18 protein-coding genes and 3 pseudogenes are annotated in these 21,302 nt (G+C 70.0%); 12 read left to right on the top strand and 9 right to left on the bottom strand.

Annotation, left to right across the window (positions count from 1 at the left end; translation table 11 throughout):
- The first annotated feature begins 159 nt into the window (after positions 1-159).
- From ACWGO0_RS17650 to ACWGO0_RS17640, 3 genes and pseudogenes are all read left to right on the top strand, one after another.
- On the top strand, positions 160-822 hold the full coding sequence (locus ACWGO0_RS17650) for a DedA family protein (RefSeq protein ID WP_453535033.1): 663 nt from the start codon (positions 160-162) through the stop codon (positions 820-822).
- 19 nt (positions 823-841) lie between these two features.
- Positions 842-2,017, top strand: a pseudogene (locus tag ACWGO0_RS17645) (sensor histidine kinase); the annotation flags it as partial.
- 84 nt (positions 2,018-2,101) lie between these two features.
- Positions 2,102-2,745 (top strand): annotated as a pseudogene (locus ACWGO0_RS17640) (response regulator transcription factor).
- A 106-nt stretch (positions 2,746-2,851) separates the two neighbouring features.
- On the opposite strand, the gene ACWGO0_RS17635 reads toward ACWGO0_RS17640, so the two are convergent.
- Positions 2,852-3,835, bottom strand: coding sequence for a helix-turn-helix transcriptional regulator (locus tag ACWGO0_RS17635; RefSeq protein WP_453535030.1), 984 nt, complete (start codon positions 3,833-3,835; stop codon positions 2,852-2,854).
- Positions 3,836-4,052: 217 nt separating this feature from the next.
- Here ACWGO0_RS17635 and ACWGO0_RS17630 point away from each other — a divergent pair, with 217 nt between their 5' ends.
- Together ACWGO0_RS17630 and ACWGO0_RS17625 are read left to right on the top strand one after the other, a co-directional pair.
- A complete protein-coding gene (locus ACWGO0_RS17630) occupies positions 4,053-5,465 on the top strand; it encodes an aminopeptidase P family protein (protein WP_453535027.1) in 1,413 nt (470 codons plus the stop codon).
- A 309-nt stretch (positions 5,466-5,774) separates the two neighbouring features.
- Positions 5,775-6,569: an SDR family NAD(P)-dependent oxidoreductase gene (locus tag ACWGO0_RS17625; protein ID WP_453535024.1), complete on the top strand. Its 795-nt coding sequence runs from the start codon at positions 5,775-5,777 to the stop codon at positions 6,567-6,569.
- Here ACWGO0_RS17625 and ACWGO0_RS17620 read toward each other — a convergent pair.
- From ACWGO0_RS17620 to ACWGO0_RS17610, 3 genes are all read right to left on the bottom strand, one after another.
- Positions 6,545-7,237 (bottom strand): HAD family hydrolase, encoded by a 693-nt coding sequence (locus ACWGO0_RS17620; RefSeq protein ID WP_453535021.1) that lies wholly within the window; start codon positions 7,235-7,237, stop codon positions 6,545-6,547. The two genes, ACWGO0_RS17625 and ACWGO0_RS17620, sit on opposite strands and share 25 nt — an antisense overlap.
- Positions 7,238-7,282: 45 nt before the next feature.
- Complete coding sequence (locus ACWGO0_RS17615; protein WP_453535018.1) at positions 7,283-8,311, bottom strand: aminoglycoside phosphotransferase family protein; 1,029 nt, start codon at positions 8,309-8,311, stop codon at positions 7,283-7,285.
- A gap of 276 nt (positions 8,312-8,587) precedes the next feature.
- Entirely contained in the window at positions 8,588-9,214 is a 627-nt protein-coding gene (locus tag ACWGO0_RS17610) for a TetR/AcrR family transcriptional regulator (RefSeq protein ID WP_453535015.1), read from the bottom strand.
- Positions 9,215-9,305: 91 nt separating this feature from the next.
- On the opposite strand from ACWGO0_RS17610, the gene ACWGO0_RS17605 reads away from it, so the two are divergent.
- The 3 genes and pseudogenes from ACWGO0_RS17605 to ACWGO0_RS17595 form a co-directional block, all read left to right on the top strand.
- Complete coding sequence (locus ACWGO0_RS17605; protein ID WP_453535012.1) at positions 9,306-9,719, top strand: nuclear transport factor 2 family protein; 414 nt, start codon at positions 9,306-9,308, stop codon at positions 9,717-9,719.
- Entirely contained in the window at positions 9,716-10,237 is a 522-nt protein-coding gene (locus tag ACWGO0_RS17600) for an anthrone oxygenase family protein (RefSeq protein ID WP_453535009.1), read from the top strand. The genes ACWGO0_RS17605 and ACWGO0_RS17600 overlap by 4 nt, the downstream gene beginning before the upstream one ends.
- Positions 10,192-10,493, top strand: a pseudogene (locus tag ACWGO0_RS17595) (ATP-binding cassette domain-containing protein); the annotation flags it as partial. The gene ACWGO0_RS17600 and the pseudogene ACWGO0_RS17595, both read left to right, overlap by 46 nt.
- 87 nt (positions 10,494-10,580) lie before the next feature.
- Here the strand turns inward: ACWGO0_RS17595 and ACWGO0_RS17590 are convergent.
- A complete protein-coding gene (locus ACWGO0_RS17590) occupies positions 10,581-11,273 on the bottom strand; it encodes an HAD family hydrolase (RefSeq protein ID WP_453535007.1) in 693 nt (230 codons plus the stop codon).
- Positions 11,274-11,312: 39 nt separating this feature from the next.
- A complete protein-coding gene (locus ACWGO0_RS17585) occupies positions 11,313-12,245 on the bottom strand; it encodes an AraC family transcriptional regulator (RefSeq protein ID WP_453535004.1) in 933 nt (310 codons plus the stop codon).
- Positions 12,246-12,348: 103 nt separating this feature from the next.
- Between ACWGO0_RS17585 and ACWGO0_RS17580 the strand changes: the two genes are divergently transcribed.
- Positions 12,349-13,278 carry an NADP-dependent oxidoreductase gene (locus ACWGO0_RS17580; protein WP_453535001.1) on the top strand — a complete coding sequence of 310 codons (930 nt, stop codon included), beginning with the start codon at positions 12,349-12,351 and terminating at the stop codon, positions 13,276-13,278.
- 125 nt (positions 13,279-13,403) lie between these two features.
- Here ACWGO0_RS17580 and ACWGO0_RS17575 read toward each other — a convergent pair whose 3' ends face one another.
- Positions 13,404-14,192, bottom strand: coding sequence for an MBL fold metallo-hydrolase (locus tag ACWGO0_RS17575; RefSeq protein ID WP_453534998.1), 789 nt, complete (start codon positions 14,190-14,192; stop codon positions 13,404-13,406).
- Positions 14,193-14,282: 90 nt separating this feature from the next.
- On the opposite strand from ACWGO0_RS17575, the gene ACWGO0_RS17570 reads away from it, so the two are divergent.
- A complete protein-coding gene (locus ACWGO0_RS17570) occupies positions 14,283-14,882 on the top strand; it encodes an ABATE domain-containing protein (protein WP_453534995.1) in 600 nt (199 codons plus the stop codon).
- A gap of 176 nt (positions 14,883-15,058) precedes the next feature.
- On the top strand, positions 15,059-15,922 hold the full coding sequence (locus tag ACWGO0_RS17565) for an alpha/beta hydrolase (protein ID WP_453534992.1): 864 nt from the start codon (positions 15,059-15,061) through the stop codon (positions 15,920-15,922).
- Positions 15,923-16,044: 122 nt separating this feature from the next.
- Here ACWGO0_RS17565 and ACWGO0_RS17560 read toward each other — a convergent pair whose 3' ends face one another.
- Both ACWGO0_RS17560 and ACWGO0_RS17555 read right to left on the bottom strand, forming a co-directional pair.
- Positions 16,045-16,971: a hypothetical protein gene (locus tag ACWGO0_RS17560; RefSeq protein WP_453534989.1), complete on the bottom strand. Its 927-nt coding sequence runs from the start codon at positions 16,969-16,971 to the stop codon at positions 16,045-16,047.
- A 31-nt stretch (positions 16,972-17,002) separates the two neighbouring features.
- A complete protein-coding gene (locus ACWGO0_RS17555; RefSeq protein WP_453534986.1) occupies positions 17,003-17,395 on the bottom strand; it encodes a hypothetical protein in 393 nt (130 codons plus the stop codon).
- Positions 17,396-17,475: 80 nt separating this feature from the next.
- On the opposite strand from ACWGO0_RS17555, the gene ACWGO0_RS17550 reads away from it, so the two are divergent.
- On the top strand, positions 17,476-21,294 hold the full coding sequence (locus ACWGO0_RS17550) for a CHAT domain-containing protein (RefSeq protein WP_453534984.1): 3,819 nt from the start codon (positions 17,476-17,478) through the stop codon (positions 21,292-21,294).
- The last annotated feature ends 8 nt before the right edge of the window (positions 21,295-21,302 follow it).

Here is a 21,302-nt window from a genome sequence, read left to right as displayed (position 1 = left end):
GATGCGGGGGACTGTGCGGTTTTCCGCAGGGTGAGTACTGCGCAAAGCACCTCCAGGCCGGACGGCCATCCTCATACCGCCTGTGGTCTGCGGTTTCTAGCGTGAAGGGGCAACGGGGCGCCGGCCCCGGGCAACCGACCCGCCCGCTTGGAGACTCACATGCACCTCACACCCTTGGCACTGCCCCAGGAACCCGCGGACGGCATCGCGGGCTGGGCCGCCGATCTCGTCGACACCATGGGCGGCCCGGGCGCCGGCCTGGCCATCGCGCTGGAGAACCTCTTCCCGCCCCTGCCCAGCGAGGTGATCCTGCCGCTGACCGGGTTCGCCGCCGCGCAGGGAGTGCTCACCTTGGCCTCGGCGCTGTTCTGGACCACGCTCGGCTCGGTCGTGGGAGCCGTGGCCCTCTACTGGATCGGCATGCTCTTCGGCCGTGAACGCATGCACGCGATCTGGGCGAAGCTGCCGCTGGTGAAGACCTCCGACCTGGAGCGTACGGAGGAGTGGTTCGCGAAGCACGGCACCAAGGCGGTCTTCCTCGGCCGCATGGTGCCCATCTTCCGCAGCCTCATCTCCGTTCCCGCGGGGGTGGAGCGCATGCCCCTGCCCGTCTTTGTCATGCTGACCACGCTCGGCAGCCTGATCTGGAACTCCGTTCTGGTGCTGGCCGGTTACTGGCTGGGCGGCCGGTGGGACGAGGTGGAGACCTACGTCGGGATCCTGTCCAAGGCAGTCCTGGCCCTGGCCGTCATCGCCTTTGCGGCATACCTGGCCGTACGGCTGCGCGGCCGGAACCGTGCCCAGCACCGCCGCACTTCATGACCCGCCCACGCACCAGCCCATGCACCCGCCCACGCACCCACGCACGGCAGACCCACCTCCCGCACGGCCTGAGCGATCTTGCTCCGGCTGTGCGGCGGCACTAGGGTCGGTCCCCGTGCAGGAAGACTTCGAAGCGGACCGTGCAGCGGCGGTACGGACACCTTCCTGGCCGCGCAGAAGCCTCGGTGTGCTCCTCGGCTGCGCAACGGCTCTGCTCGGCTTCCTCTACTTCCTCCTGGTCGGTACCGCGCTCGGCCCTTTCCTGCTGTGGCCACTCACACGGGCCGACGCCCTCGGCGTCCTCATGGCCGGAGCGCGTCGGCTGACAGCCCTCGAACGGATCCGCAGGTCCGTCTTTTTCGGCGACCGCTTCCCCGAGCGCTATACGTCCTCCGGTCCCAGGATCCTGCGCTATCTGGCGGTCCGCAGCTACACGGGGCTGCTGTGTGGCGTCGTGATCGGCCTGCTGGGTTTCGGCATGGTTCTGGCGGGGCTGCTGCTGAGGGGGATGGTCCAGGGAACACTGCGCTGGGACGAGCTGCTGATGCAGCTCCTCCTCGGCAGCGTGCTGCTCTTCCTCGACCTTCAAGGGCTCCACTCGCTCTCCGCCCTCGACGCACGGATCGCCCGCGAGTGTTTCGGCCCCTCCGAGCAGGAACTGCTCCAGCGGCGCATCGACGAACTGGCCACCAGCCGGGCTGCGGTCGTTCAGGCAGTGGACGCCGAACGCAGGCGCGTGGAGCGGGATCTGCACGACGGAGTCCAGCAACGCCTGGTGGCCCTCGCCATGTTGCTCGGCCGAGCCCGCAGGCAAAGCGACCCCGAGCGGGCGGACGCCCTGCTGCTCCAGGCGCACCAGGAGTCGCAGGACGTCCTCACAGAGCTGCGCGAAGTGGCCTGGCAGGTCTATCCCTCGGCACTGGACAGCCTGGGGCTCGAAGAGGCGCTGGGCGGAGTGTCCGAGCGGTGCGCCATCCCCATCCGTACGGAATTCGAGGTGGGCGGAACACTGCCGCAGCCCGTGGAGACCGCCGCGTACTTCGTGGTGTCGGAGTCCGTGACCAACGCTGCCAAGCACTCCGGCGCCACGGCCCTTTCCGTACGGGTTGCGCTCCGCGGCAGGGCGCTGGCGGTGCGGATCCAGGACAACGGCAAGGGTGGCGCGAATCCCACGGGCAGCGGGTTGAGCGGACTGCGCAGCCGGGTGGAGGCGCTCGACGGCGCTCTGCACATCGACAGCCCCCCGGGGGGGACCGACCACCATAACCGCGGAGCTTCCATGCGCGTGATGATCGCCGAGGACTCGACCCTGTTGCGGGAGGGCCTGGTCCGGCTGCTTGTCGAAGAGGGGCACGAGGTCCCGGCCGCGTTCGGCGACGCGGACGCTCTGCTGAAGGAGATGGAGTCGCGGCGACCGGACATCGTCGTCCTGGACATCCGGATGCCTCCCACGCACACCAACGAGGGACTGCGTGCGGCGCTGGAGATACGGGAGCGCTGGCCGGAGATCGGCGTCTTGGTGCTGTCCCAGCACATCGAGCGCAACTACAGGCCCAACTGCTGGCCGCAGGCGCGGAACGGGTGGGATATCTCCTCAAGGACCGCGTCGCGCAGGTTGAGGAGTTCCTGGACGCGTTGGAACGCGTCCAGGCGGGTGGGGCCGCCCTCGACCCCGAGGTGGTGCGGCAACTGGTCATCCGTACCACGCACGCGGATCCGCTGGCCCGCCTCACCCCTCGCGAACGCACCGTCCTGGAGACCTTGGCGCAGGGGCACACCAACACGGCCATCGCGCAGAAACTGCATATCTCGCAGAGCGCGGTGGAGAAGAACCTCAACAGCATCTTCGACAAGCTGGAGCTGTCACACACCACCGGCTACAACCGGCGGATCCTGGCAGTCCTGAGATATCTGGAGTCCTAGGGTCTGTCGACGCTCATCGCTCACGGCGAACCGGATCGGCTGTCCCCAGGCCGACGAGCCCCTCCACATCTCCCTCCCTCTGCGGCTGTCCGAGACGGAGCGCCGGTCACAGCCATCCGTTGCGCTGCGCCTGCAAGGCCATCTGGAACCGGTTCGCGGCGCCCAGCCTGGCCATCAGGATCTGCAGGTGGCGGAACAGTGTACGGCGGCTGATTCCCATCTCACGGGCGATGACCTCGTCGCTCGCTCCGCCCGCGAGGAGCCACAGGAGGCGGCGGTCGGCGGGTGGCAGGCCGCCCGGGGCGGTGGTGCGGCCGTGGAGCGGCAGCGCGTTCTGCCAGGACTGTTCGAACAGGGCCATGAGCGCGGAGAGCAGGCCGCACGGCTGCACCACCAGCATGGTGTTGTGCACGTCGGCCTCTTTGATCGACAACGACACGAGCGCGTACGCCTCGTCGATGATCACGAGTTTGACCGGCACCGACGGCAGCACCCTGGCCTGCTCGCCCGCCTTGACGCACGGCTCGATGACGTCCTTCAGACGGCCCGGCTGCTCCAGCGACTCCCGCGAGTACACGACACGCTGCGTCACACCGCGGGCAAGCGTGGCCAGCGCGTCGTCCGTGGCCCCGGGGAGGGGGAAGTACGGCGGTGACTCCAACTGCCGAATCTGATCGCGGGCGCTCGCCCACGCGTGCCGGACCCTGGGGCCGATGGCCTCGCCGGTGACGACCTCGACGAGATTGTCGTTGTACGAGGCGAGCCGCTGACGCCGGAACGACTCGAAGGCGCCGCCGACGGCGATACGCGACTCCTCGACCTCGGCCGCCCGGTGCCGGGCGAGGATCTCCAGGCCCGCGGTGGGCGGCACCGGGGCCACCACCTCTCCACCCACCTCGGCGGCACTCGCCAGGCCCGCGTCCACCAGCGCGCCGTACGCCGTGGCGAGCTCCGCATCGTCCAGACCGGCAGCCGTGCCGATCGTACTCAGCGGCGCAGGGGCCAGCTCCAGCAGTGCCAGATAGACCTGGCCCGCCGCATGATCGATCCCCAGGAGCCGGAGGGCATCGACGAGTTTCGCGTTCGTCATACGCCCTATTATCGGCGGCTTCCACCGACGGCGGTGTCCGATCAGTGCCAGTGGCACTGACGGGCACCAAGCGCACACGGGGAGGGATACCGTCCAGGAGCCGCCGGCTATCGGCGGCGGCGAGGGCGCCCGGGCCGTACCGGGAGGAAGCTCGGCCCGTTCGAGTGCTTCCCCAGCCCCTCGCCGGTGAGGAACCCACCAGAGGAAGGTGTACGTCGTGGCGAAAGGCCGCAAGAACGGTCTCTACTCAGGGATCTCCGAGGAACTGTCCGCACTGATGCGGACGGGCTGGGCGGACACCGAGCAGCACGACCTGCGGCTCGGCGAGCAGGCTCCGTACGCGGCCCACCGCCGCGCCGCGCTCTCCGCGCTCTTCCCCGGCGAACGCCTCGTGATCCCCTCCGGAAATCTCAAGGTCCGCTCGAACGACGACACGTACTCCTTCCGCCCCTACACGGGCTACGTGCACATGACCGGAGACCAGGCCCGGGACGGCGCCCTCGTCCTCGAACCCCGTGCGGACGGCGGCCACGACGCCTACTGCTACCAGCTGCCGCGGGACAGCAGGGACAACGACGAGTTCTGGACCGGTCCCACGGCGGAGCTGTGGATGGGCAGGCGCCGCTCCCTCGCCGAGTCGGAGCTCGTGCTCGGCCTGCCCTGCCGCGACGTCCGCACGGCGGCCGGCGACCTGGCAGCCGCCTCCGCCGCGCCGACCCGGATCGTCCGTGGTGTCGACCCGTCCCTGGAGGCGGCCGTCACCACCGACGAGGAGCGCGACGCCGATCTGGAAGGGGCGCTCAGCGATCTCCGCCTCGTCAAGGACGACTGGGAACTGACCGAACTCCGCAAGGCCGTGGACTCCACCGTGCGCGGATTCACCGACGTGATCGCTGAGCTCTCCAGGGCGGTCGCCTCGTCCGAGCGATGGATCGAGGGCACGTTCTTCCGCCGCGCCCGCCTCGAGGGCAACTCCGTCGGCTACGGCTCGATCTGCGCCGCGGGCGAGCACGCCACGATCATGCACTGGACGGACAACGACGGTCCGGTGCGCCCCGGCGACCTGCTCCTGCTCGACGCCGGCGTGGAGACGCACACCCTCTACACCGCCGACGTCACGCGCACGCTCCCCATCAGCGGGACCTTCACGCCCCTGCAGCGCAAGGTCTACGACGCGGTGTACGAGGCCCAGGAGGCCGGCATGGCCACCGTCAAGCCGGGCGCCGCGTACCGCGACTTCCACGAGGCGGCCCAGCGCCACCTGGCCACCCGGCTGGTCGAGTGGGGCTTCATCGAGGGCCCGGCCGACCGCGCGTACGAACTCGGCCTCCAGCGCCGCTTCACCATGGCCGGCACCGGTCACATGCTCGGTCTGGACGTCCACGACTGCGCACAGGCACGGAACGAGGCGTACGTCGACGGCGTACTGGAGCCCGGCATGGCACTCACCGTCGAGCCCGGCCTGTACTTCCAGCCGGACGATCTCACCGTGCCCGAGGAGTGGCGCGGCATCGGCGTCCGGATCGAGGACGACCTGATCGTCACCGAGGACGGTCACGAGAACCTGTCATCGGGCCTGCCTCGATCGGCGGACGACGTCGAGGCGTGGATGGCCCGGTTCGCGGGTTGAGTGCGTAGAAGCGGGGAGCTTGGTGTCGGACCCCTGACAGAAGGGGTCCGACACCGGCATCCGCCTACGGTCCACCGGATGCCCCTTCCCTGGAGCGCACTTCGATGACATCGCCGGCCTGGGACGCCATGGAGCAGATGCGATCAGCGCCGCGCCAGCACCCCCGGCCTCCGACGGGATCGGCGCGGCAGTTGCCAGGATGGCGACTCCAGGCTGCGTTGCCGCCTCCGGCGCAGCGCCGGAGGGTCGCGCAGCGCCGAGTGACGCGCGTCTTCTCGCAGTCGCGCTTCATCAGGAAGGACCGTCACGGTGTTGATCGACCTCGCCGGGAGAACCGCCCTGGTAACCGGATCGACCCAGGGCATCGGGGCAGCCATCGCGACAGGACTCGCCCGGGCCGGAGCGCGCGTCGCCATCAACGGCCGTACGGAGAGCTCTGTCGGCGAGGCTGTGGAGCGGCTGAGCCATGAGCTCCCCAGGGCCGTGTTCCTCGCGGCTCCGGGCGATATTTCCACGGACGAGGGCGTCGAGCGGGTCGTCCAAGACGTGCCGCAAGTGGACATTCTCATCAACAACCTGGGCATCTTCGGAGCCGAGGACGCTCTCGATATCAGCGATGACGAGTGGCGACGGTACTTCGAGGTGAACGTCCTGTCTGCGGTCCGGATGATCCGCAGCTACCTGCCGGGCATGAAGGAACGTGCCTGGGGGCGGGTCCAGAACATCGCGAGCGACTCCGCCGTCGTCATCCCCGCCGAAATGATCCACTACGGGATGTCGAAGACGGCGCTGCTCGCGGTGTCGCGCGGCTTCGCCAAGGAAGCGGCGGGAACGGGAGTCACGGTCAATTCGGTGATCGCGGGCCCGACGCGTACCGGAGGCATCGAAGACTTCGTCTACGAGTTGGTGGACCGGGAGGTGCCCTGGGAAGAGGCGCAGCGCACATTCATGCGCGAGCACCGTCCTCAATCCCTCATTCAACGGCTGATCGAGCCCGAGGAGATCGCCAACCTGGTTGTGTACCTCAGTTCGTCCTTCGCCTCCGCCACGACAGGCGGCGCGGTCAGGGTGGACGGTGGCTACGTGGACTCGATCCTCCCGTAATTGCCCAGACCTCCGGCTGTGACCAAGCGGCTCAATGCGGGGATTACGCCTCGGAGGTCGCCGCCGTCCACCGTCACGGTCGCTGCCGCCCGTGCTCTTGCCGAGGCATTGAACGCCACACTCAGCGCAACGGAAGCGAACAGGGACAGGTCGGAGCGACTGTCTCCGATCGCCCCGCACGACCGCGTAGCCAACTTCAGCTCCCGGGCTTGCGCGAGTGCGAAATCTCGCTTGTCGTACTCGTCGAAGTGGCAGGCGACGCGGCCCGTGAACCGGCTGCCGGTGGTCTCCAGCCGAGGCCCGCTGAACGCGTGGAACCCGAAGCGGTCGGTCAGGTAGCTGCCGACCGGCGACCAGGCGAGAGTTGCCAGCACGGGTACCAGTCCGCTCCGCCGGCACCAGCCCACGGTCTCCGTGATGCCCGAGACCAAGGGAAGACCTTCGAGCCAGCCGGAGACTTGTTCCTCGGACACACCCGCCCAGCCCTTGGCATCCAGCTCGGAGACTTGCCGATTGTCCAGGTCACCGGAGGCATAGGCGTCCTCGGCCTTGGCCAACTCGTCGCGATGGCCGAGGAAGCCGGCCAGAAAGACCGACGAACTCGTGCCTGGGACGAGGGTGCCATCGACATCGAAGAACACGGCGCCCACATGATCGGATGAGAACATCGGCCAAGGATGTCACCGCCACGCGAGACACCGGACCGAGGCTGCCTAGGGCCGCTTCGTCGGTACGGGTTGCAGTGTCGGCCAGCGAGTGAGCATGCGTCGGCGCATGCCGGCGGTGAGGCTGCTCACGCCGCCGAGAGAGGCATGGCCGGCCGTCATCCGGCTGACGACCCCGAGCCGGTGGACGAGCCGCTGCCGGGCCGTCACGGTGCCCCACTTCCAGTCCCGGTGCGGAATCCGGGCCAGGTGATCAGTGCCCTCGCGGCGTGCACGCTCAACCAGTGCGTCGCCGCGGATCAGCCAGCCGACGCACGCGTCGGTGAGGTCGTCCTGGGGTTCGGCGCCGGTCGCCGTCCGCCAGGCCGTGCGGTAGGCGCTCTCCGCGCGTTCCAACAGCGGCTCCGACGCCGAAGTGACACACCAGCAGGTCGGGAAGCCGATGGGCAGGTAGGCGAGCTCCATCATGCCGCTGCCCAGGGAGGCCTGTTCGAAGTCGATGAATCTGATCCCCGCGGCGGTGTGGAGATCGTTACCAGGGCACGGATCCCCGTGAAGCAGGGCGTGCCCCGATGCCTGGCCGAGCCGGTCCACGAGGTCATCGAGTTCGCCGGACACACCAGACGTGACAGGAACCTCCAGAGCCCCGGCCAGCCGCAGGAAAGATGCGGTATCGGCCTGGTTCGGGCCCTGCCAGCGGGGGAGTACCCCAACGTCCTCCGGACGGGCGGTGGCATGCAGCCGTGCCAGCGCGGCTGCGTAGTCGACGATCCAGTCACCGGCCGGGCGACGGTGATCCAGATGCTCCAGGACGAGGACCCGCTCGCCGGGATCGGTTGCCAGCAACGTCGGCACCACGGGAGATTCAGCTCGGGCGGCGAGCCGCAGGGCGGTCACCTCGCGAAGGTATCGATCTTCGGCATCAGGACCGTCGACGAACTGCTTCACCACCGCCGTTGCCTTCGCCAACTCGACACGCCACACACGCGAGCGAGGGCTGCTGCCCAGTCTGCGAGAACGCCTCGGCGATCCCAGCTCGGCCCGTAGCTCATCCCCGAACGGCAGTCGCAACCACATGTGCTCATCTTTTCACGCGTCCGGGGAGCCTGGAGTTACGGGCTCCGAAGTCACAGCGGTGCGGTGATGCGGTACGGCGGGTTCTACGGGCCGGGCGTCACGGACGACCAACTCGTGCTCGTACGCAAGAGGCAGTTCCCGCTCGTCGGACACGGCACCGGCTACGCCTCGTGGGCGGCGAGCGAGTGGCTGCCCCACACCTGGCCGCGTGCGCGAAGCCGCCGACGCGGGTCCCAGTGTGCTTCCGCAGTCGTCAAAAGGGTCCGCGCGAACCGCCTAGGGCACCGAGTTCCGGAACGTGACCCCCAGGAGGGCGAGTGTGGTGGTCCGTAGCCACGTTGCCGCCTCTTCCACGGACATGCGGTGCGCCCCGACTTCGTCGCCCGCTGCGTGGCCGAGAGCGGTGACTGCGGCCACCAGCCAGGTGGCCGGTGGCGCGGGGTCGAACTCACCCGACGCCTGGCCCCGCTCGATCAGCCGGGTGAGCCGGGCTGCGACGGGCTCATGCCGAGCATGGTCGGCGGCGGTGGCGCCGGCGCGGGTGCTGCCGAGCTGGAGGAGCACCGGGTTACGTTCGAACAGCTGCCAGCCGATGTCCTGGAGCTGCAACAGCTGGTCCAGCGCGGGACCGCCGTTCGCTTCCGCCTCGTCCATCGCGGACATGGCCTGGACCGTGATCCGGTCGGCGACAGCGTCCAGCAGCGTGTCGCGGGTGCCGAAGTGCGCGTACACGGTTTGGCGGGTCACGCCGGCCGCGGCGGCGATGGCGGCCATCCCGGCATCAGGCCGCTCGGCCAGCAGCCTGACGGCGGCGTCCAGTACCGCGACCCTGCTGCGCTCGGCGTCGGCGCGACGGCGAGGCGCCGTCCGTGACGCGCCGCCCGGCGTCTCGAATGCAGTCAACTCTTACACCCTTGTCAGAAATAGATCGCTAGCTATATCTTACAGGCACGTAAGAGATTGCTGCGGGATGCAGCCCGCACATGGCAGGAGCATGGTGAACCCTCTCCACACGAAACCGCCCGAGCAGTTCATCGGCGACTTCTTCACGACCTTCACCGAAGCCGTGGTCCATGGCTCGGAAGACGCCGCTGACCTGATGTCCAGGTACTACACCCGCGATGTCGTTCAAGTCGCCGACGGAATACGACTCGACTGGGACCGCCTCGTCGCTCACCTCCGCCCGGTACGCAAGAACCTGCGCGAGTTCCGGTTCGAGGTGCACGAGGCGTTCGAGGACGGCGGGCGGATCGCGACCCGCTTCACGATCCACGCCCGGATGCGCAAGGGCGGACCGTTGTCCACGCGAGTCCACATGTTCGCGGAGTTCACCCCCGACGGTCTGCTGCGACGAGCCGAGCAGCTCACGCGGTCCCTCGCCCCCGCCGAACCGGAGGCGGGGAGGTGATCCGTACGCGCATCCGGCTCGTCCTGGGCCTTGCCCTGCTGTCCACCGGCACCCTCGCCGGCGCGTTCGGCTACGGGGCGGCCAACCTCGTCCCCACGTTCAACGCCGTACCGCTCGACATGAGGTTGTCCTTCCACGCCCAGTTGATGCAGATGAACGGCATCACCATGCAGGGAGCCATGGGCCTGTCGGCCCTCAGTGCCCTCGCGCTTGCAGTCATGACACGTGGAGTCCCACGCCGGCTGGCCGGAGGAGCCGCGCTCCTCGCCGTGGCGTCCTTCCTGATCACCCGCCTCGGCAACGTCCCCATCAACGGCCGTATCAAACAGTGGGCGGCCACCTCGGCACCCGCCGATCACGCCGAGATCCTGGCTCGCTGGGAGGCATTCAACTACGCACGCACGGGCGCCGCGTTCGCTGCCTTCGCGCTGCTGATATTTCTCTGCCTGCGCCGAAGCCACTCGGCGCAGGATCCGATGGTGAGCGCCAGCGCGTCTCGATCGCGCGAGCGCTGCTGAAGAACACGCCCATCGTGCTTCTGGACGAGGTGGCCTCCGCACTGGACCCGGTGAAACGAGGCGGCCGTCCACGAGGGGATCGAGCGGCTGATGACGGGCCGGACGGTAGTGATGGTCGCGCACCGGATCGCGGACCGTACGACGCGCCGATCGCGTCGTCTTTCTGCACGGTGGCCGGATCGTCGAGGAAGGCAGCCACGACGAGGTGCTGTGCCGCGGCGGTCGCTACGCCGATTTCTGGAACCTGTCCCTGACCAGGGAAGTGGTGAGTGAGTGGGCCAGTGCGTCGTCCGGCACTGGAGGCATGGCCGGAGCGGACGCGGATGGAGCCGGGGGCCACCGATCAGCCGAGCAGATCCAGGATGGGTGCGAGACCGGCCGGGCGCTGGTCCACCGGCAGGTGGTCGACGAAGTGCACGGGGCAACCCAGCGCTTCCGCACCGCCGTCCGCGACGCGGTCGTCACCGACCATGAGCACGTCGGAGGGTGTCAGGCCGAGCCGGTCGCAGGCGGCGTGGAAGATCGCAGGATCGGGCTTCTGCGCGCCCAGCTCGAAGGAGAGCAGGCAGGCGTCGACCAGTTCGTCCAGCCCATGTGCCCGCAGGACCGGCCGGAGGTCCCAGCCGATATTGCTGACCACGGCCACCCGGATCCCGCGTCGTCGCAGTTCCCGCAACGTTGATTCGGTGTCGGGGTAGGGCCGCCAGGCGGCGGGCCTCATGTGGCGGTCGTACAGTGCCTGCGCCAGCTCCGCACGCGGCAGCCCGGCCTCCAAGGCCAACCCGGTGAAGGCCGCGCGATGCTGATGAGCACTCAGATCCCGTTCGTGCCAGAGCCCTTCGAGGTGTGCGGGAACGCGCAGGGGTGCAGATCCGCCGGGCTGCGCTCCGTACTCCGTCAGTTGCCGTACCCAATCGGTGAACTCCTCGCCTGACGCAGGGACGGAAGCCTCCGTCAGGACAGCGCTGAGCCACTCCTTCGTCGACTCGATACGCAGCAGCGTGCCGGAGAAGTCGAACATCACCCCTTTGACCATGCCCGTGATCGTAGGCCGCCGGCACCGGCAGCGCCGGGTTCAGCTCCTGCGTCTGTACGTGCCAGGTGCTGTCCCGTGCGTGCGCTTGAACGCGGTGGCGAAGGCGAACTCGGAGGCGTAGCCCACCTGGGCCGCGATGGATCTCAGTGGTGCGTCCGAGGTCCGCAGGGCACGTGCTGCCGTGGTCATCCGCCACCAGGTCAGGTAGCCGAGGGGTGGCTGTCCGGTCAGGGAGGCGAATCGTCTGGCGAACGTTGCCCGGGAGAGCCCCGCCTCCGCAGCGAGTTTCGCCACGGTCCACGGCGCCGCGGGTTCCCGGTGGATGGCGTGGAGGGCGGCGGTGACCGGCGGGTCGTTGAGTGCCGAGGCCCAGCCGGCCGGGCTGTCCTGGGCCGGCTGTTCGTCGAACCACGTGCGCAGGATGTACAGCAGCAGCGTGTCCAGGAGGGCAGGCACCACCGCGTCAGACCCCAGGCGCGGGTTCTCCACCTCGGCAGCCAGCAGCGCCACGGCCGAGCGCAACTTCGTTCGGCGGCCCGCGTGTTCCGGCAGGTGGATCAGGTCCGGCAGTGTGCGCAACAGCGGATGCGTACGGGACGGGTCGAGCTCGTACGCCCCGCAGAGCACCACGGTGACCGGGCCACCGTCTCCGCTCCGGTCGACACTGTCCGACGCGCAGGAATCGGACAGCCGGGGATCGGTGGGACCGCAGGCGGGTGCCGTCGCCGTTTCGGGGCTGTCGGCCAGAGCGAGCCCCGTGCCGTGAGGCAGGAACACGATGTCGCCCTCGCCCAACGGGACCGGCTCCGTGTCTGCGGGCAGCAGCCAGCAGGAGCCCCGCAGGATCACCTGGAAGCCGGCCGACCCCGGGACGGGGGCGAACTCCTGCCCCCACGGGGCATGCCACCGGACGTGCGCCGACCGGGGCCGGCCGGTCCTAGTCACCGCGATCACGTCACTCAGTACATCCATGAGGGGAGAGTATCCGCGTGAGGCGTCAGCCGTGAGACGTACGCGTATGAAATCGGCAGTTTGGAGCATGGATCGTCTCCATGGCCGGTCGTAGGTTCGGTGCATGACGATGAAGACCGCACGAATCCATGAATACGGCGATGCCTCCGTGATCCGCTACGAAAGCGTTCCGCGGCCGAACCCCGCGCCTGGTGAGGTGCTTGTCCGTGTCGCCGCCACCTCGTTCAATCCCACCGAGGCCGCGCTGCGTGCCGGGCTGCTGCAGACATTCCTCCCCGTGGACCTGCCCTACACGTTCGGATGGGATGTCGCCGGTACGGTCGCCGAGGTCGGCGCGGGCGTGGAGGAGTATGCCGTCGGCGACCGTGTCATCGGGTGGCTCGACAGCGCGGGTGCGGCTGCGGAGTACGTACGGGCGCCCGTCGCCGCGCTGGTCGCGGCGCCGGAATCCGTACCTCTCGCGCACTCGGCGGCCCTTCCCCTTGCCGGTCTGACGGCGTGGCAGGCGGTGTTCGAGCACGGGAAGGCAGCCGCAGGGCAGCGGATTCTGATCAACGGTGCGGGCGGGGGTATCGGCGGCTTCGTGACGCAACTCGCCAAGTACGCCGGGGCCGAGGTGATCGCCACGGCCAGTGCTCGAAGCGCCGAGACCGTCCGGCGGCAAGGGGCGGACTTTGTGATCGACTACACGGCCACGCCGGTCGGTGACGTGCTCGACAGCCCGGTGGACACGTTGCTGAATCTGGTCCCGCTGAGCCCACCGGCCGTCGCGGCTCTCCCGTCGCTGGTGCGGCCGGGCGGGCGGATCGTCTCGATCGCGACCCCGCTCCGGTCTCCTGTCGACGCCGGGGTGACTGCGATGCACATGGTCGTCCGGAACGATGTGGCGCAATTGACGGCTCTTGTGGAACTCGTCGACGCTGGTTTGGTCACCATCGACGTCAGCGAGTCGCACCCGCTGGCCGCCCTCTCGGATGTCCACCGCCTCAGTGAAGCCGGCCGGACCCGGGGCAAGGTCGTCATCATTCCTTGAGGGATGTGACGGGACGGGATGGGGCAGGGCAGGACGGGACAGGGGCGGTCGGGTGATGCCAAGGGCACTCAACAGCCTGCTCCCGCGCCCGAATCGGTGGTCCGTGGTGCCCCCGTCCTGACGGCTCAGGCGCGCTGTCCCCAGTCCAGGCGATCGGCCAGGCCCGCAGCGGTGAAGGCGGCTGTCAGCTCGTCGCGGCCCTCGGTGAAGTGGGCCCAGCTGTCGTAGTGGACGGGTACCACACGGCGCGCGTCGAGGAGTTGGGCTGCCTGGGCGGCCTGAACGCTGTCCAGGACGATCAGCGCGCCGTCGAAGAGTATGGGGAAGCGGGGGGCTCCGGCGAAGAGGAGGGCGGTGTCGATGGTGGCGAAGCGTTCGGCGATCTCCTTGACCGCGTCGAGCGAGGCGTTGTCGCCGCTGATGTAGACGGTGGGCAGGCCGTCCCCGGTCAGGACGAATCCGACGACCTGGCCGGAGATCGGCTCGATCTCCTCGTGGGTGCCGGGGCCGTGGATCGCGGGTACGCCGGTGACGGTGACCGTGCCGCCGTCGGGGCGGTTCAGGTCGACGGACTCCCAGTCGGCCAGCCCCGTGGCCTTGTCCCCGAGGCGCTGAGCGGCGCTGGGGGTGGTGAGGGTCAGCGGGATGTCGGCGAGCAGGGCGCGGCCGGAGTGGTCGAGGTTGTCGGCGTGCTCGTCGTGCGAGAGCAGGACTGCGTCGATGGGGCCGAGGTCGGCCGGGCCGGTGGCCGAGGGGTGGGTCTTGGTCAGGGTCGGGCCGGCCGAGGGGTAGTCGCCGGGGCCGTCGAAGGTGGGGTCGGTCAGGAAGCGCAGGCCGCCGTACTCGAAGAGAGCGGTCGGGCCGCCGAAAACGTGGATCGGGAACTGGTCGGCCGTTACGGGGAGCGAAGACACGGAGAAGCACCTCACGGATAGCTTGCGGATGAACCGTGAGGTGACTGTAGCCATTTCTCACGGTTGCAGGCAAGCCGTACCATGAGGACTATGAAGGAGTCCGTGACGGAAGAACCCGCAGTGCCGCCCGTGCAGGGCGAGGACGAGCACCCCTCCCTTGCTCTCGCCAACAGCTCCGTATCGCTGCCCGGCGGGCATACGGTGGATCTCCTCGGCACCCCTGCGCAGGCGAACCAATGGCTGACGCGACGTGGCCTCGCCCCGGTCGACGCCGGCATGCAGGAAATGTGTGCGTCGCAGCTGCGCTCGCTGCGCGAACAGATCAGGTCGCTGCTCGCGTCCCGCGCCGCAGGGCTTCCCGCCCTCCCGGCTGCCGTCGCCGCCGTCAATGACGCGATGACCCGGGTTTCCACGGCTCCGCTCCTGCAGTGGGACCCGGTGAACGGCCCCTACCGCGCGACCCCTCACCCCACCACCGCGATCGTCGACCATGCCCTCGCGACGCTCGCCGCCGACGCCGCCGACCTCCTCACGGGCGCTGACGCGGAGCGCCTCACCGCCTGCGGTTCGGCCCCCTGCAACCGCTACCTGCTTCGCCACGGCCGTCGGCACTGGTGCTCGATCCGCTGCGGAGACCGCGCCCGGGCCGCCCGCGCCTACGCCCGGCGCACGCAATCCGGGACGGAATGACGACTCGGCCCGGGGCAACCAAGGGCGTGGCATCCGGTATTGTGATCATCATGTATTCCGTCATCCATAACTGGCAGGCCATCCGCACCCGGTCGACGCACTGACCGTGGTGTCAGCCGTTGCCGGCACCTGGTCCTACGTCCACCGTTCGCTTCTGGATGACGAGGATCTTCACCATGCGCGCAATCTCGCGCCCCACTTTCGTATTCGTTCACGGCGGTTCCAGCAACGCCCGGGCCTGGGGCCCGTTGCAGAACGAGCTGGCTCTGCTCGGGTACGGCTCGCACGCCGTTGACCTGCCCGGCCACGGCGACCGTGCCGCAGCCCCAGCCGCCTACTACAGGCAGCCCCAGGACCTCGCGGCGCTGGCCGCCGCCCCCTCTCCGCTGCGCGATGTCACATTGCAGGACAACGTGCGCCATGTGGTCGACACCCTGCGCCGGCTCGCCGGACGGGGTCCGGTCGTCCTGGTCGGCAACAGCCTCGGCGGGCTGACGATCAGTGCCGTCGCCAACGCCGCACCGGAACTGCTCGACCGCGTGGTCTACCTCTCCGCGCTCTGCCTCAGCGACCCGGCCATGCTCACCGAGCCGTGGGACGTGGTCGACGACAACCTGCTGGACGCCGCGGCGGCGCGGATCACCGTGCCGGACGTGCCCGATCCCGGTGTCGCCCGGCTGAACTGGCGCAGTGCCCACGCCGATCCGGCGCTGTTCGCGCAGTTGAAGGCCGCCATCATGGCCGACTCCACCGACCACCAGTTCCGGCTGCTGCTGGACTCCATGGACCCGGACGAGAACTACTCGGTGCTGGAACCGGGAGCGTTGGTCCGGGCCGACGGTTGGGGACGTGTCCCGCACACCTACGTCCGTCTCTCGGATGACCGCGGCCTCACCCCGGCCGTGCAGGACTACATGATCCGCAAAGCGGACGTGCTGACCCCGCACAATCCCTTCGACGTGCACACCCTGGCCGCCTCACACGTCGGCTACTTCAGTCGGCCGCAGCTCTTCGCGGAGCTGTTGACCGACATCGTCTAAGGCATACCCGGCGCCCCGGGCGTCCCCCCAGCCGGCTTCGGCGACGGGGCCGCCCGGGGAGTTGCCGACTATTGCGTTGCCCGGTGGGCGCCGTCGCGATGACCGGGATCCTTCGCCGTTCTTCAGTCGGTCTTCCTGAACACCTCGGACATCCCGTCTCCCGTGTCACGGGACAGCAGTCCCGCCGTGTCCGGTGCGATCAGGCCGACGCGCGTGGCCAGTTCCCGGCCGTGTACGTCCACGGCCGCCTCGATGAGGCCCGCGAGCGCGCCGAGCGCGCTGCGGGCACGTGAACGGGACACCACCGCGCAGCCGATGGCGACCAGCGCGGCCGGCCACCACCAGCAGGCGAGCAGGGCGTAGCCCACCGCCCAGGCGGCGAGGCGGGCCGCGGCGGTGAAGGAGTCACGGGCCGACTGGATCTGACCTATGGCGGGTTCGGGGAGGATCAGCCACAGGCGCGGCCACAGGGCGGCGAGGTCCACGCCGTAGGCGGCGTCGACGCGGTCCGCCGTCGCCTGCATGCGGTCGCCGTACCAGGTGGGGCGGGTCGGCCTGCCCAGCGCGATGCGGTCGCGAGCCTCGGTCAGGGCTTGGATCCGTTCCCATGTGCCTCGCGGAATCGTCACCGCGCCGTTCACTGCCACGCCGGTCGGGCCGGCGTGCGCGATCGTGTCCTCGACCCTCGCATCTCTTTCCTTCCATCGGCGCTCACGCCGTGCGGTGAGGGCACGCGAGAGCGGGTCCCGGCCGAACCGTAGCCAGTGCTGCTCGATCGCACTGCCGAGGAACTGCGCGGTGAGCGACGCCGCTGCCGCGGTGAGCAGCACGAGCGCCACCAGGAGCGCGGCCGTGCCGGTCCTGTCCACGGCGGGGCGCGCGGCCAGATCGTCCAGGGTGGTGCGCAGCCGGTCGACGTCGTGCCAGTGGCGGTGCCCGAGCGTGGTGCCGACGGCCGCCACGGCGAGGAACAGGGCGCCGGGCAGCACCAGCAGATTCAGCCAGCGCTCGGTCAGCTTGCCGCCCAGGGTGGCGAGAAGTGGGTTCATGGGGTCGCGCTGCCGGGGGTGGTCGGGGTGGTCACTGCTCGGGGTCCAGTCGGACCTTGTGCATGCGCGCGTCGTTGATGGCGCAGTGCGCGGGGGGCAGTCGGAAGCGGACCACTTCGAGCCGGCTGCAGCGTGCCGGTCCCGGGCATCCGGCCACCTTGGTGTGGGCCGCGAGGCCGGGTGCCGTCGCGCCTCGCCCGTACCCTGCCAGCCCGCGAGCTTCTCCGGCCAGGCGCAATGCGTGGTCGAGTTCGTCGTAGCAGGCCGCGAGTTCATCGGCGCCCGCCCCCGACCGCAGCAGGTCCCTGGTGCGCTCGGCCGCCTCCTGGACCCCGGGCAGGCGCATGTCCCTGGGCAAGCTGAACAGCTCGCACAACGCGGCCGTCTTGCGGGTGAGTTCGGGGATGCCGGGCGATACGGTCATGCTCCAATTGTGCCGTACAACGACCACAGTTGAGGGTGAGTCGGCCCGCAACTGCCGCCGACAGCAGGGGGAGCGACGAGGTGAAGGACGAACGGGACCGGTTCGTAAAGGCGATACGGGCACGCGTCGCACGAGCGATGACCGCGGAGGGGAGTGTGCCCGCGGATGTGGTGTTCGCCCCCGACGCGGATGCCGAACTCCGGACACTTCTGCGGGCCGCCGATACCAGGACCGACATGGAGGCCCGCCATGTCGCCGGCTGGCTCTGCCTCGCCCGCGCGGCGGCCTCCACCGGCTGGCAGAGCACCATCCACGGAAGCATGGCCGGCACTCTGCTCTTCCCGGTGTGGGTGGCCGATCCCGGCCTCGTACCCACGCAGTTGGCGGACGGCTATGCGGCGACCGACCCGTCCATCCACCCCGACCCGGCGGACGCCGACCATGCCGCCGAGTGGCAGGCCGAGTGTGTCGCGGCCATGATCGCGGCCGAGGGGGAGCAGCACAGCCCGCCCCCGGACACCTCCGAAGACGACCTCCGCCTCTACGAGCTGGCCGTACGGCTGGAAACCATGGCTCCCACACGTGAGGCGCAGCTCGTCCTGGCGATCGCGATGGGCAGCCTCGCCGTCCTCGCGACGCCGGAGCACGACCCCGCCTACGCGACCCGGATCGCCGGTCTGCAACACGCGCTGTCCCTTTCGAGCGGGGAGGGATCCGGCGCCGACGGGGACACCGATGCGGCGATCCTTCTCACGCACCGCACCCTCAAGCGCATACCGGCCGGCTCGCCCGACCGGCTACTCACCCTCAGCAACCTGAGCATCCAGTTCCTGGACCGCTACTGGTTGTCGTACGACCCGGACTACCTGTACGAAGCGGTCGGCTTCGCACGTGACGTACTGGCCCAACTGCCCGCACACAGCCCGCACCTCGCCCAATGCCTCAGCACCCTGGGCAGCGCGCTGATGGCTCTCCGGCAGCGGGAGGGAGGCACCCGCGAGGAGTACGACGAGGTCGTGGAGCTGTTCCGCCGGGCCGCGCCCGACGATCCGGAGGGTCCCTCGGCGGCAGGGCGCAACCTGGGCCTCGCGCTCGTCCTGCGGTGCCAGCGCACCGGCCGGACGCAGGATCTGCAGGAGGCGGTCGACGTACTGACCCGGGCACTGAGCGTGTCCCAGGACCGGGAGCAGACCCTCCTCGTACGCAGCGCCCTGGGCAACGCGCTGCGCGCTCGCTTCACACTGGGCGGCGACCGGACCGATCTGGATGCGGCGATCACGCATCTGTCCGCCGTGGTCACCGGGACCGGGGAGATGACGAGGCGCACGGCGCCACGGCTGCTCGCCCCCGCGATGGCCCTGCACACCCGGTACTTCCTGGATCCGCAGCGATACAGCACGGACCTGGCCGAAGCCTTGCGGTTCCTGCGGACGGCCGTGGCGCTCCTGCCGCGGAACCATCCGGAGCTGCCCGTCGCGCTCAGCGATCTGGGCATGGTGCTGAGCAGGAGCTACCAGAGTTTCGGAAAGGCGGAGGACATCAACGAGGCGGTCCAGGCATGCCGGGAGGCGGTGGCGCTGACCCCCGAGGGGCACGAGATTCTGGGCGTGCGGCTGCTCAACCTCGGCATGGTTCTGGGCCTGCGCCACCAGCTCATCGGGGACGGTGAGGATCTGCGGCAGGCCCAGGAATCCCGACGGAAGGCAGCGGAGCTGCCCGGCCTCGGCCCGGCGCACCGCGCGACGCTGCTCGGCTCCACGGCGATCAGCCTGATGACCGGTTTCAGGCGTGCCGCCGACCCGGCCGCCCAGCTCGACGAAGCGATCAGGCTCTTCCGGGAGGCACTCGCCCTCACCCCGGCGGGCGACCCCCTGCTGCCCCGCCGGCGCCACAACCTGGCCATGGCCCTGATGACCCGTTGCCAGGTGGCGAACCGGCCCAGTGACGCACGGGAGGCCCGCGATCTGGCCGACGCGGTGATCGCGGCGCTGCCCGCGGACTCGCCCGACCTGCCCGGTGCCCTTGAGGTGGCCGCCGGTGCCCGGATGTCGAGCCTGCGCGCCATGGTCTCCTCCGCAGTCAGGGACGAGGCGGTGGCGCTGTACCGCCGTGCCGTCGACATCACCCCTCCCGGCCACGCGAGGCGCACGCTGCGCCTGATGAACCTCGCCAGCGTCCTGTGGGCAAGGGCCATCGGTCGCGGCCGTCGCACCGATGCCGCCGGCGCGGCGGAGGCGGCCGACGTGTTCCGGGCTGCGGCACTGGAGCAGCAGTGTCCGCCCTCCGAGCGCCTGTACGCCGCCAGGTCCTGGGGCGATGTCTGGGCCGGACTCGGCGTCTGGGACCGTGCTCTGGACGGTTATGTGACGGCGGTCGACCTGCTGCACCTCGTCGCCCCCCGCCATATCGTCCGCGACGACCAGGAGTTCCTGCTGAGCCGGACCGTCGGACTGGGCGCCGCCGCGGCCGCCTGCGCGGTGCGCTGCGGCCGGTCCGAGCTGGCCGTGGGCCTCCTCGAACAGGCCAGGGGCGTACTGCTGTCCCACGCCTTCGACGCCGACAGCGATCTGACCCGGCTCCGGGAGACCTCCCCGCACCTCGCCGACCGCTTCGAGGAACTCCGCGACGCCCTCGACACGGCGACCGACAGCGGGGCCGGGCCGAGCGAGGAGCCACGCGGCGAAGGCACCTCGGGCATGTCCGACACCCACGCCGACCGCCGCCAGCAACTGGCCACCGAATGGCGGGACCTCACGAGGCGGATCCGCGCCGAGCACCCCGAGCTCGGCCTGCTGCGTCCGGTACGGGAGTGGGAGGGGAGCGAACTGCGCGCGACGGCCACGGCGGGACCGGTGGTCCTCGTCAACGTCTCCCCGTACGGCAGCGACGCACTGGTCGTCACCGGGCGCTCCATCGACGCCGTACCGCTGCCGGGGCTCGATCCACGGACAACGGCGGCGCGCCGGCAGACCTTCGAGGACGCGTTGGTTTGCATCGAGGCGCCCAGCACCTCCCGCAAACAGTCGCAGCGCGCCCAGCAGGTCGTCCGGGACACGCTCGCCTGGCTGTGGGAGGCGGTCACCGGACCCGTCCTCGACCACCTGGGCGTCCAGCCCGCACCCGCCGGACCTCTGCCCCGCGTGTGGCTGTCGCCCGGCGGCGCACTGGGCACACTGCCGCTGCACGCGGCGGCCCCCGCCGACGGCGCGCCCGGCGCGCTCGACCGGGTGGTCTCCTCGTACACACCCACGCTGCGCGCCCTGCACCACGCCCGGCAGCGCGTCGCCCGCCCAGCGGGCACCGGAACGCTCGTCGTCAGCGTCGCGCAGGCCGCCGGACAGGCCCCGTTGCCCGGCGCCCGCCGCGAGGCGGAGCACCTCGCCCGGCTGCTGCCCGGCGCCGCGGAGCTGGCGGACACCGCCGCCACGCACGCCGCGGTCGTCTCCGCCCTGCCCCGCCACGCCTACGTGCACTTCGCCTGCCACGCACTCGGCGACCTCGAACGCCCGTCAGGCAGCCGGCTCGTCCTGCACGATCACGACGAACGCCCGCTGACAGTCCGCGACCTCGCCCGGCTCAGGCTGCCGTCGGCCCGGCTCGCGTACCTCTCCGCCTGCGACACCCTGAAGACCAGCCCCGAACTCGCCGACGAGGCCGTCCACATCGTCAGCGCACTCCAGATCGCGGGCTTCCCCCATGTCGTCGGCTCGCTGTGGCACGTCGACGACACGATCGGAGCGCGGGTCGCCCAGGGCGTGTACGAGACCCTGAGCGCGGGCGACGGAGCGCTGGACGTGGACCGGGCGGCCGAGGCCCTGCACTCCACCGTGCGCGCGCTGCGCGACACGTACCCCAAGACCCCGAGCCTGTGGGCCTGTCAGGTGCACGCGGGTCCCTAGTGCGCCAG

This window comes from Streptomyces sp. NPDC055749 (assembly GCF_053617235.1).
Note: the sequence above shows the minus strand (reverse complement) of the source record. Positions and strands in the feature narration are given on the sequence as shown.

Bases quoted from the DNA above. Each gene is read 5' to 3' on its own strand.
- ACWGO0_RS17580 (WP_453535001.1), top strand. From the start codon at position 12,349: ATGACGATGAAGACCGCACGAATCCATGAATACGGCGATGCCTCCGTG.
- ACWGO0_RS17650 (WP_453535033.1), top strand. From the start codon at position 160: ATGCACCTCACACCCTTGGCACTGCCCCAGGAACCCGCGGACGGCATC.
- ACWGO0_RS17635 (WP_453535030.1), bottom strand. From the start codon at position 3,835: ATGACGAACGCGAAACTCGTCGATGCCCTCCGGCTCCTGGGGATCGAT.
- ACWGO0_RS17585 (WP_453535004.1), bottom strand. From the start codon at position 12,245: ATGGATGTACTGAGTGACGTGATCGCGGTGACTAGGACCGGCCGGCCC.
- ACWGO0_RS17620 (WP_453535021.1), bottom strand. From the start codon at position 7,237: ATGTTCTCATCCGATCATGTGGGCGCCGTGTTCTTCGATGTCGATGGC.
- ACWGO0_RS17590 (WP_453535007.1), bottom strand. From the start codon at position 11,273: ATGGTCAAAGGGGTGATGTTCGACTTCTCCGGCACGCTGCTGCGTATC.
- ACWGO0_RS17605 (WP_453535012.1), top strand. From the start codon at position 9,306: ATGGTGAACCCTCTCCACACGAAACCGCCCGAGCAGTTCATCGGCGAC.
- ACWGO0_RS17555 (WP_453534986.1), bottom strand. From the start codon at position 17,395: ATGACCGTATCGCCCGGCATCCCCGAACTCACCCGCAAGACGGCCGCG.
- ACWGO0_RS17565 (WP_453534992.1), top strand. From the start codon at position 15,059: ATGCGCGCAATCTCGCGCCCCACTTTCGTATTCGTTCACGGCGGTTCC.
- ACWGO0_RS17560 (WP_453534989.1), bottom strand. From the start codon at position 16,971: ATGAACCCACTTCTCGCCACCCTGGGCGGCAAGCTGACCGAGCGCTGG.
- ACWGO0_RS17570 (WP_453534995.1), top strand. From the start codon at position 14,283: ATGAAGGAGTCCGTGACGGAAGAACCCGCAGTGCCGCCCGTGCAGGGC.
- ACWGO0_RS17615 (WP_453535018.1), bottom strand. From the start codon at position 8,311: ATGTGGTTGCGACTGCCGTTCGGGGATGAGCTACGGGCCGAGCTGGGA.